The sequence below is a fragment of the Agreia sp. genome (assembly GCF_964263775.1).
Taxonomy (GTDB): Bacteria; Actinomycetota; Actinomycetes; order Actinomycetales; family Microbacteriaceae; genus Agreia.
In genome coordinates this window covers 1-9787 of the sequence record NZ_CAXVWM010000177.1, presented here as the reverse complement: position 1 = coordinate 9787, position 9787 = coordinate 1, and the positions used below count along the sequence as shown (strand labels likewise).

Below are 9787 nucleotides of genomic sequence, written 5' to 3'. Positions count from 1 at the left end.
TGCGTGAGGCGTGAGTTGCGTTCAGCCCGCGCGCCGCCCCGAGAACACGGCATGCAGCAGGGGCGCAGCAGACACGGCCATAAGCACGGTTCCGAACACCGCGTCGTCTGCTCGCACGAGCGATCCTGCGATCAGCAGCGCTCCGAACAGTACCGCCGACACGAGTCGCCGCGTGGCCCGCTCGAGCCCACGGGCGCGCCGCTCGAGTCCGGGGTTGGCTACTGCCACGGATCCGTTCTCGATGCGGGTGACGAGACCGACGAGGCGTGCGGGGAGCCGCCACACAAGGGCCGCGGTGTCGAGGGCCTGCCTGCCCAGGTCGCCCACGAGGTTGCCGCGCTCGTCTCGAATGAGTTGCGCCGCATAGGGCTCGACCGAATCCCACAGGTTGAACGACGGATCGAGCGCGCTGCACACCCCGGAGGTCAGCGACATCGCCCGAATGATCAGCAGGAAGTTCTCGGGCAACTGGAACGGCAATGACCGCACGACATGGCCGAACTGGTCGGCGAAGTCGCGGAACTCCCGGGGATCGACCTCGCGCAGCTCAGCGAAACCCATGCCGCCGAAGCGGGCGAACAACTGCGTCATGGCACGCTCGAGCTCGGTTGTATCAGCCGACGGCAGCAGCACCCCAACGTCGCGGATCGCATCCACCAGGCCCGTGCCGTTGCGCGACGCGGCGGCGATCAGCAGCTTGCGCAATCCGCTGCGCGTGGTGGGCGGAACCTCGCCCGTCATGCCGAAGTCGATGAACGTGAGCTTCCAGGCGGTCTTGCCCGTCGCATCCGGCCCATCGCCCATGGGGGTGACGAAGATGTTGCCGGGGTGCGGGTCGGCGTGGAAGAAGCCGTTGCTGAAGAGCTGGTCGAACATGACCGCCGCGAATACGGGGGCGACCTCGGCCGGATCGATGCCCGCGGCGCGCAGGGCCGCCGCATCCGTGATCTTGATGGCGGTGACGTCTTCGAGGGTGAGCACCCTGCGGGTCGTGCGTTCCCAGACGATCGACGGCACCGCGACTCGGTCGTCGTCGGCGAAGTCTGCCGCGAACCGCTCGGAGCTCGCCGCCTCGTGCAGGTAGTCGATCTCGTCGAGGCTCGTCGCCGCGAACTCCTCGACGAGCGCGGGCATGTCGACGCGATCGGAGACGAGCCGCACGTGGCTCAGCCACCCGCCCACCTTGCGCAGTGCGGCGAGGTCGACGTCGACGATCTCGTCGATGCCCGGCCGCTGCACCTTGAGCACGACCCCCGTCAGGCCGGTATCAGCGGCGTCGAGGGGTGCTAGCAGGGCCCGATGGGCCTGGCCGAGGGATGCCGCGGCGACGGGCGTCTCGTCGACTCGCGCGAACGCCCGCTCGAGCGGGATGCCCAGCTCGGCTTCCGCGAGCGCCCGGATGGCTGGGAACGGCACGGCGGGCACCTCGTCTTGAAGTCCCTCGAGCTCTCGGGTGATCTCGGGCGGCAGCACGTCGAGGCGCGATGACATGAACTGGCCGACCTTGATCATGAGCCCGCCGAGATCGACGGCGAGAACATGGAAGCTGCGCGCGAATTTCTGCAGTCGCTTTGTGCGAGTGCGTTCCGCGATCGACACCAGGCCGATGCGCGGCAGAAACAGCTCGAACCACCACGTGACAGCGAGGTGCCACGCCGAGAAACGCAGAATGCGGCGGTACCGCGCACGGGCGTTGCCGGCGCCGGCCGCGGCTGTGCCCGCCTGGGAAGGAATCGGCGCCGGCTGCGGCGACGGCACTCCCGTCAGTCCTGGGCGAGGATCGAGTACAGGCGCCGACGCGCGTCGTCGAGCACCGCCACTGCCTGCTGCACCTGCTCGGAGGTACCGGTGCGGCCCACCTGGGCTGCGGCCTGTGCGAGTTCGACCCCGGCCTTGGGCAGTGCACCGAATCCGGGCGTGCTGTCTTTCGTTTCTGTGGTCTCCCACGGCGTCGATGTGCCTGCGCCGGCTACATGCTCGCGACCGGCGTCGGTCAGCGCATAGGTCTTGCGGCCGTTCGACTCCTCGGCACTGATCAGCCCTTCGTCGGCCAGCAACTGCAGAGTCGGGTACACGCTTCCGGCGCTGGGCTTCCAGCTTCCCCCTGACCGCTCCTCGATCTCACGGATGATCTGGTAGCCGTGCATGGGCTGCTCGGTGAGGAGTGAGAGTACTGCGGCGCGTACGTCGCCCTTGCCCATGCGCGTGCCCGCTCCGGCCTTCTTCTCGAACGTGGCGCGCAGCTGCTCCATCGCCTGCCACATGCCGTCGGCGTGAGTGCCGAGGTTGCCGATATTGAAGCCGCCTGCGGGGAATGAGTTGCCCATGATATCCTCCTATTGGTCGTGCGAACGATAGTCAACGATATATCGTCAACCTGACAGGCGGCTTGGTATTCGAGTCAGCCGTCGCTTGAGCCGACGCATCGCTCAGTCCGAGTCCAAGACGACCCTCAGAGCCTCGAAGATCGCCGAGTCGAAGTAGTCGTCGGGGTCTTCGATCAGCCGTTCGATCGCAAGCGCATGGGCGCGAACCTCTGGACTCGCGTGCGATCGCGCGGTCTCGAGTGCCGGACGCGCGTACTCGCCGAGCTCCGCGAGCGCCCTGGCGAGACTCAGCAGAACGTCGCGGTCACCACGCGCCAACTGCGTGCTCAGCACTCGCGCCAACTCATACTCGCTGCCGACCGGCACGAGGATGACGCCGGCCCGCCAGGCCGCCCGGGCGACCGACTCGTCGGCATCCTGAATCACGGCCTCGGTGACGGCCGCCCACCCTCGAGGATCGCCCACCTTCGACAGCGTGTGCAGCGCCTGACTGCGCGCCTGCGGCAGGTCGGATGCCGTCTCCGCGATGAGGCGAGGCACCGTGAGGTCGGCGGGATGCCGCGTCAGGGCCCAGGTGAGCATGTCGCGTACGAAGAAATCGTCTTCTGCGGCGCAGCGCTCGACGAGCGAATCGACGTAGTCGGCGCGCGGATAGGTGCCGGCCGACAACGCGGCCTGCAGCCGCGTCGACGCGTCGGCCGCGTGAAGTGCGGCGCGGAGCGCGTCGCCAGGGTGAGAGGTCATGAGTTGCTCATGAGACCAGTGAATCATCGTCCACCGACACCGACGCCGCATCGGCCGATATAGGCCGTCATTGCCTCAACCTCGGATCGCGCGTGGGGTCGGCGTACATGGCGGGACAGCCGTGGCCGACAGCGTCGGAACGCGGTTCGTAGTGCCAGGGCTCGTTGAGGTAGATCCGACACAGTCCGTACTCAGCGCCGTGCTCGGATAGCCATGCCGTGGCATCGGATGGCTCGATGTCGACCGCGTTCCCGGACACGTGAGCAGACGTGTCGGCAGTGGCGACCCATCGCGCGGCCTGCGCCTCAGAACCGTACTCCGAGACCGCCTGGCGAAAAAGCCGATCCTGATACTCCCGGGATCGCCATCCGCTGTTCATGTGGAACGCGATGCCGTCGTCCGCGGCATCCGTCGCCGCTTCGCGCAGAGCCTCGCCCAGCACAGGGTCGAGGTTGGCTATGCCGGCGTACTCGTCGTCGAACACGGTCGCGCCGGCGGGGAGCGCACCGTCGGCCCCTGCGGCGAAAGTCGAGGCCACGGGTGCGCCAGGAAGGCCTTCACCGAAAGAGGAATCCGGCGACGATGCCGACTGATAGACAACGGTTCCGACGATCGCAACGGCGACGACCGTCACGCCGACGGCTGTGGACCTGAAGGTCCTGATGATTCTAGCTCGTGCTGCGGTCGTTGGAGTCATGCTGTCAGTCAACGCGGCGTCATGTTGCCAGCCCGTATGGCAATTTCGCTACACCGACGATATGTACAGGCTCGTACCCTTGAAGGATGCGCGTGTTGGTGGTTGAGGACGAGCTGTACATGGCTGAGGCCATCCGCGATGGGCTGCGCCTGGAGTCGATCGCGGCCGACATTGCCGGTGACGGCGACGCCGCCCTCGAGCTGCTGAGTATCAACGCTTACGACATCGCCGTCCTCGATCGCGACATTCCGGGGCCTTCCGGTGACGAGATCGCCGAGAGCATCGTCGCATCAGGCAGCGGCATGCCGATCCTCATGCTCACCGCCGCGGACCGGCTCGACGACAAGGCGTCCGGGTTCGAGATCGGCGCTGACGACTATCTGACCAAGCCGTTCGAGTTGCAAGAACTCGTGCTCAGGCTCAGGGCGCTTGACCGCAGGCGCGCGCACAACAGGCCACCGGTGCGGGAGCTCGCAGGCCTGCGGCTGGATCCGTTCCGTCGCGAGGTCTACCGGGACGGGCGATACGTCGCGCTCACCCGGAAGCAGTTTGCCGTGCTCGAAGTGCTCGTCGCCGGCGAAGGCGGAGTAATCAGCGCCGAGGAACTCCTGGAACGGGCGTGGGATGAGAACGCCGACCCATTCACCAACGCCGTGCGCATCACCGTCTCAGCCCTGCGCAAACGGCTCGGCGAACCCTGGCTGATCGCCACGGTGCCCGGTGTCGGCTACCGCATCGACACACCACCAGACGCGGGAGTGGCGGGGGCGAAGCGTGGATAGGCGGCGGGGGCTGAGAGCACGCCTCAAGCTCACCCTCAGCTACGCCGGATTCCTCATGCTCGCTGGCGTCTTGCTCCTTGCGGCGGTTTGGGTCTTCCTGCTGAGAGGGAGGCCCAACGACTTCCGGTTCCCTGATCTGGCCGACTTCGCTCGGGTATTCGACCCGAGCAACTTCGGCCCGGTGGTGTTTGTCGCAGCCGCGATCCTAGCGCTCGGGTTCTTGCTGGTGTTCGGACTCGTGGGTGGCTGGATTCTCGCGGGGCGCATGCTTGCCCCGTTGACGCGCATCACGCGCGCCGCGCGGAAGGCGGGAGGTGGGTCGCTGTCGTATCGGATCGAAATGGAGGGACGTAACGACGAGTTCCGCGAGCTCGCCGATGCCTTCGACGCCATGCTCGCACAGCTCGAAGCGCGCGACGCCGAGCAGCAGCGATTCGCCGCCAACGCTTCTCACGAGCTGCGCACACCGCTTGCGATCACGCAGACCCTCCTCGACGTTGCTCGCACCGACCCAAACCGCGACAGTGGCGAACTCCATGAACGTCTCCGGGCCGTCAACGCGCGGGCAATCGAACTCACTGAGTCATTGCTGCTGCTCAGCCGGACCGACCAACGATTCTTTACTCCGGAGCCGGTTGACTTGTCTCTCATCGCGGAAGAAGCGACAGAAACGCTCCTCCCGTTTGCAGAAAAGCGCGGCGTGACCATCGAGACATTCGGAGATGTCACCCCCACCGTCGGCTCGCATTCTCTCTTGCTGCAGATGACCACGAACCTCCTGCACAACGCCATCGTCCACAATCTCCCCGAGGGCGGTACCGTGCAAGTCAGCACCGCAATCGACCCCGAGTCCGTCACTTTGACAGTAGAGAACACCGGCCACGAAGTTGCCCCGCAGCTGGTCTCGACTCTTACCGAACCCTTCCAGCGCGGCACCGAACGCACACGCACCGATCACGCAGGTGTTGGCCTCGGCCTGGCCATTGTCAAGAGCATCACCCGAGCGCACGACGGAACACTCATCCTCACCCCCCAGGCCGCTGGCGGTCTCTGCGTCACGGTGAAACTGCCCGCCGATCGGCGATAGCCATGAGCACATGCCTGGCCCGGCCGCCCGTACTGATTCGCAGCGTACGCTTCGATCACGCCGCCCGGCTACCTGCGATCCACGTGATGGGAAAATCAAAATACGTGTCCACATACGGTTCGTCTTTCAGCGTGTAGTGCCACCATTCGTGGTCGTACGGAACAAAGTCGGAGCCCTCCATGATGGAGCAAAGGTACTGGCGGTTGTCGGACTCGGCTGGCGTGAGCCCGTCTGCACCGTGATGCGAGATCGGGTCCATCAGGTCATGGCCACCGCCCATGAGAGCGAGTTCGCCGGTAGCGAGGTGATACAGAGTCAGATCCACGGTGCTGCCTCGACTATGGCCCGATCTGGCCGCCACATATCCTCGTTCGAACATCTCCGCTCTGTCGATTCTCGGATAGTGTCGCGGCTTCGTCCGGCCATCCTCCGGCTGTGTCGACCATCGTAGGAAGCGGTTCACGGCGCGTTGAGGTCGGTAGCCGTCCCACAGGAGCAGGCCGAAGCCCAGGGAAGCTGCGTGAACTTGCGCTCGTCCTAATGCTTCGCACAGAGCCGTCGTGCCGACGATCCGGTTGGACAGATATCCATCCACGGGCTTACCTGTGAAGTTGTCCCAGGTCGCATACTTGGCATCCCAGCGCACACCGGGCAACAGCTCGTCTACGAACACGAAGTCGTCGTTCATCGCTTCACCCCGTGCAGCGCCAGCGACACGAGTCGGTCGATGACCTCGGACAATGACAGCCCTGCTGCCTTCATCATCCTGGGATAGCGGCTGTACGAAGTGAGACCGGGCATCGTGTTGACCTCGTTGAGGACCACCTGCCCTTCAGCCGTGAGGAACATATCGACGCGGGCGAGTCCCCTGCAGCCCAGGGCGCGGTAGATGGTCTTGGCGTTATCTTGGACGAGCCTGCGGGATTCCTCAGGGATGTCGGCGGGAACGATGAAGAGCGAGTTCTCCGAGCCGGTCTCGGGTGAGTCCTCTTGGTGAATTCTGAAGAAGCCATGAGACAGGGCGACCCGATCCACCTCACCTGCGATCAGGTCTGGATCGCTGCCCAAGATGGCGCATCCGACCTCCCTGCCATCCACCGCTTCCTCGATCAGCACCTTCGAGTCATATTGTCCAGCGGTCTCCAACGCACTCGGCAACTCGTCTTGTCTGGTGACTTTGCTGACACCGAACGACGAACCCGAGCGGGCCGGCTTCACAAAAACGGGATAAGTGAACTGGCCAGAATCAACGTCCTCGTTCGCTGCGACGACCCAGAAGTTCGGCGTGGCGATTCCCGCGCTTCTGGCAACGACGTAGGCCAAGGATTTGTCCATGCACACGGCAGAGCTCTGGACATCGCAGCCGACATAGGGGACACCGGAAAGCTCCAACAGGCCTTGCATGGCGCCGTCCTCGCCGAGCTTGCCGTGCAGGAGGGGAAGCACTACGTCCAGCCGGATGCTTGAGACACGCTCGTCGTCCACGATCAGCAGGCCGTGGGCGCTTCTGTCGGGTGACAGCACGACCGTGCGACGAGCGTCGTGATCCCACCCCGGCTCGGGGCTGTCGCAGAGCATCCACACACCGCTGGTCCTAATGCCGATCCAGTACGGCTCGTACTTCTCGCTGTCGAGATTCTTCGCGACCTCTCGCGCCGACTTCACGGAGACAGGGTGTTCTTCGGATGATCCCCCGAACACGATGCCGATTCTCAATCTATCCATGCTGTTTCTCGCTTTCGAAGTTCAGGCAGTTGAGGAGACTGTTTTCGATGGTGTCGCTCAGCGCGTGGTCTGTGTAGTACGCGGTGTGTGGGCTGATAAGCACATTCGGCAGGCTCTGCAGTCGTAATAGCGACTTGCTTCCGATGGGCTTGTCTCGTCGGTCGGTGTAGAAGATGCCTTCTTCTCCTTCGAGGACGTCCAACGCGGCGCCGCCCAACCTGCCGCTCTCCAGCGCCGCCAGGAGTGCTTCGGTATCGAGAAGCGGCCCGCGGCCGGTGTTGACGATAAACGCGCCGTACTTCATCTGCCCGATTCGTCGGCCGTCGAGAAGATGGTGGGTGTCTGCGGTCAACGGGGTATGGAGCGTCACGATGTCGCTGTGCCTCAGCAGCTCGTTCAGCGGAACATAATCGGCGGAAGTCTTTGCACGGCCGTCATGGGCCAGGATGCGACAGCCGAACCCCTTCAGCCGGTCGATGACGGCGGCTCCGATGCGTCCAGTTCCCACCACCCCGACAGTCAAGTCACGCAGCTCTCGACCGCGTTGATCGCTCAGCCGGTAGTCGTGCACGTCGATACGGCGGATGAGGGACTTCGCATGGCGCACGGACATCAACATCAACATCACCGTGTAGTCGGCCACGCTGTCGGGCGAATAGGCCACGGTGCCCACGGCGATGCCGACGCTCGCCGCGTAGTTCGAATCGAGATGGTTGGAACCAATACTCCTCGTGGAGATGTACTCGACGCCGGCCCTGCTGAGCGCGAGCAGCAGGCGATGCGTGACAGGTGTCTTGTGGCCGATGCTGATGCATCGGTTTCCGATTGCCAGTTCGACATTGGCTTCGGATACCGCGGCCCCGACAATCGTCGGCAGGACGTTAAAGCGCGGTGCCAGCTCCAGCAATAAGGCGGCCTCGTCCTGGCCGCATCCATAAAAGGTGACTCCACGCGTCGCTGCTGAGGGCGAAGATTCGGACATCAGCGACCGAGTGTGACGGGCCGCTGCTCGTGCTGGTGCGCTGTAGCTCATGCCTCCTAGTCAAGGGAGCGTGATGTTGCCAGCACGTATCCGGTTTTCGATACACCGATGATATGTAGCCCACCAAGAACCGCCATCCGGCGCCGGAAACAACAAAACCCTGATGAAATTTGCTTATCATCAGGATTTTTCTGTCGGGCTGACAGGATTTGAACCTGCGACCCCTTGACCCCCAGTCAAGTGCGCTACCAAGCTGCGCCACAGCCCGTGGCTTTGTTGTCCGCGAAGACAACTTGTCTATATTAGCCTGACTTTCGCCCGGTGGCGAACACGCACAAACGAGGCCCACCCGACAACAGAACTCGAAACTGAGCATATTCACGGACTTCGGGCGTAGCGTCGGGTTCACGCGTCGCGGTGCTCGACTACGGCGTACGTTTCTGTCGAAAGTTGGCCGTTCATGTCTCGCACGTGGAACCGTTGGATCCCCTCCGCTGCCGCACCCGTCGTCGTCGGCGCCCTCGTTCTGGGCGGCGTTTTCGCAACCAGTGCGTCCGCCGATCCGGCTGAGAAGACGCCGCAGCAGGTTCTCGAACTCGCAGCGTCGAGCACGGTCGACACCTTCTCGGGCACGATCGAGCAGTCCTCCGACCTCGGCTTGCCCGACGTGTCGGGCCTGGCAGGCCCCACAGGATCCGGAGCCTCCGACGGCGACGAGTTCTCCTCTGCCCTCGAGCTTCTCACCGCCTCGCACACGCTGCGGGTCTTCGTCGACGGGCCCGAGCAAAGCCGCGTGCAGATCCTCGACGATCTGGCCGAGCGCGACGCTATCCGCAACGGCGACGACCTGTGGCTCTACGACTCGAGCGACTCCTCGGCCGTGCATTCAACCCTGCCGGCCGGCGCATCCGCATCGCCCGATACGACCGCAGAATCGCTCACCCCTGCCGAACTCGCCACCCGCTTCCTCGACGGCGTCGACCCCAGCACCGACGTGACCATCGGCGACCCGGTAACGGTCGCCGGACGCTCCGCCTACGACCTCATCCTCACTCCCGACAGCGCGAGCACGCTCGTCTCGTCGGTCGAGATCGCGGTCGATGCCGAGACCGGACTCCCCCTGCGCATCGACGTCTTCGCCCAGGGCTCCTCCGACCCAGCCATCCACGTCGCATTCAGCTCCGTCTCCCTCGACACACCGTCGGCCGACCTCTTCGACTTCACTCCCCCGTCCGGCACCGAGGTCACTGAGAACACGATCCCGAATCGTGACGACGCTCCCGCCGACGGCAGCGCGCTTCCGGATGGGGGCACCCACCCCGAGCCGACCGTCACGGGAACGGGATGGGACACGGTCGTCGAATTCCCCGCCGCAGCGGACCCCGCGTCGCTCACCGACTCGCCGATGCTGTCGCAGCTGACGACCTCGGTCGAGGGGGGCCA

At 64.7% G+C, this 9787-nt stretch carries 10 protein-coding genes and 1 tRNA gene; 3 read left to right on the top strand and 8 right to left on the bottom strand.

Annotated features, from left to right (window positions below; translation table 11 throughout):
- Positions 1 to 21 precede the first annotated feature (21 nt).
- The 4 genes from ACE5CZ_RS13005 to ACE5CZ_RS12990 all read right to left on the bottom strand — a co-directional run bounded on the left by ACE5CZ_RS13005 (position 22) and on the right by ACE5CZ_RS12990 (position 3768).
- The gene (locus tag ACE5CZ_RS13005) at positions 22 to 1758 is read right to left on the bottom strand and encodes an ABC1 kinase family protein (RefSeq protein ID WP_374947752.1); all 1737 of its coding nucleotides are present in this window, start codon (positions 1756 to 1758) and stop codon (positions 22 to 24) included.
- 5 nt (positions 1759 to 1763) lie between these two features.
- Positions 1764 to 2327, bottom strand: coding sequence for a PadR family transcriptional regulator (locus tag ACE5CZ_RS13000; RefSeq protein WP_374947751.1), 564 nt, complete (start codon positions 2325 to 2327; stop codon positions 1764 to 1766).
- A gap of 102 nt (positions 2328 to 2429) precedes the next feature.
- Positions 2430 to 3071, bottom strand: coding sequence for a HEAT repeat domain-containing protein (locus tag ACE5CZ_RS12995; RefSeq protein WP_374947750.1), 642 nt, complete (start codon positions 3069 to 3071; stop codon positions 2430 to 2432).
- Between the two features lie 67 nt (positions 3072 to 3138).
- Positions 3139 to 3768, bottom strand: coding sequence for a M15 family metallopeptidase (locus ACE5CZ_RS12990; RefSeq protein WP_374947749.1), 630 nt, complete (start codon positions 3766 to 3768; stop codon positions 3139 to 3141).
- Between the two features lie 86 nt (positions 3769 to 3854).
- Here ACE5CZ_RS12990 and ACE5CZ_RS12985 point away from each other — a divergent pair, with 86 nt between their 5' ends.
- Positions 3855 to 4550 carry a response regulator transcription factor gene (locus ACE5CZ_RS12985; protein WP_374947748.1) on the top strand — a complete coding sequence of 232 codons (696 nt, stop codon included), beginning with the start codon at positions 3855 to 3857 and terminating at the stop codon, positions 4548 to 4550.
- 10 nt (positions 4551 to 4560) lie between these two features.
- Positions 4561 to 5637 carry a sensor histidine kinase gene (locus tag ACE5CZ_RS12980; protein ID WP_374947754.1) on the top strand — a complete coding sequence of 359 codons (1077 nt, stop codon included), beginning with the start codon at positions 4561 to 4563 and terminating at the stop codon, positions 5635 to 5637.
- A gap of 55 nt (positions 5638 to 5692) precedes the next feature.
- Here ACE5CZ_RS12980 and vanX read toward each other — a convergent pair whose 3' ends face one another.
- The 4 genes from vanX to ACE5CZ_RS12960 form a co-directional block, all read right to left on the bottom strand.
- A complete protein-coding gene (gene vanX / locus ACE5CZ_RS12975) occupies positions 5693 to 6325 on the bottom strand; it encodes a D-Ala-D-Ala dipeptidase VanX (RefSeq protein WP_374947747.1) in 633 nt (210 codons plus the stop codon).
- Positions 6322 to 7362 carry a D-alanine--(R)-lactate ligase gene (gene vanA / locus ACE5CZ_RS12970; protein WP_374947746.1) on the bottom strand — a complete coding sequence of 347 codons (1041 nt, stop codon included), beginning with the start codon at positions 7360 to 7362 and terminating at the stop codon, positions 6322 to 6324. Before vanA ends, vanX begins: the two co-directional genes overlap by 4 nt.
- Entirely contained in the window at positions 7355 to 8344 is a 990-nt protein-coding gene (locus ACE5CZ_RS12965; RefSeq protein WP_374947753.1) for a D-isomer specific 2-hydroxyacid dehydrogenase family protein, read from the bottom strand. The genes vanA and ACE5CZ_RS12965 overlap by 8 nt, the downstream gene beginning before the upstream one ends.
- Positions 8345 to 8538: 194 nt before the next feature.
- Positions 8539 to 8612: transfer RNA gene (locus ACE5CZ_RS12960), tRNA-Pro, on the bottom strand.
- A gap of 192 nt (positions 8613 to 8804) precedes the next feature.
- Between ACE5CZ_RS12960 and ACE5CZ_RS12955 the strand changes: the two genes are divergently transcribed.
- On the top strand, positions 8805 to 9787 hold a 983-nt coding region (locus tag ACE5CZ_RS12955), incomplete at its 3' end, for an outer membrane lipoprotein carrier protein LolA (RefSeq protein ID WP_374947745.1).